At 64.9% G+C, this 396-nt stretch carries 1 protein-coding gene; it reads right to left on the reverse strand.

The window, feature by feature from the left end; genetic code table 11:
• Positions 1-396, reverse strand: a 396-nt coding sequence (locus AC1D0P_RS31135; protein ID WP_477680256.1) for a malic enzyme-like NAD(P)-binding protein, incomplete at both ends; no start/stop codon positions are given.

Raw genomic sequence — 396 nt, forward strand, 5'->3', positions numbered from 1 at the left:
CTTCATTAACTTCCTCGCGCGCCAGCCCGGCAATCGCCCTCACCGCCGCCATCTTCATCGCTTCGTTGATCGTCCGGGCGCCGCAATCGAGCGCGCCGCGGAAGATATAGGGGAAGCACAGCACATTGTTGACCTGGTTGGGGAAGTCCGAGCGGCCGGTGCAGATCATCGCGTCCGGGCGGACGGCCCGCGCCGCTTCCGGCATGATCTCCGGATTGGGGTTGGCAAGCGCCATAATCAGCGGCTTGTCGGCCATGGCCTTCAACAGTTCCGGCTTCAGCACGCCGGCAGCGGAAAGGCCGAGGAAGACGTCGGCACCGCCGATCGAATCGGCCAGCACGCGCTTGTCGCTTTCCTGGGCATAGACGTCCTTCCAGGGGTCCATCAGCACGGGCC

It is taken from the genome of Polaromonas sp. P1_G2 (genome assembly GCF_056405515.1).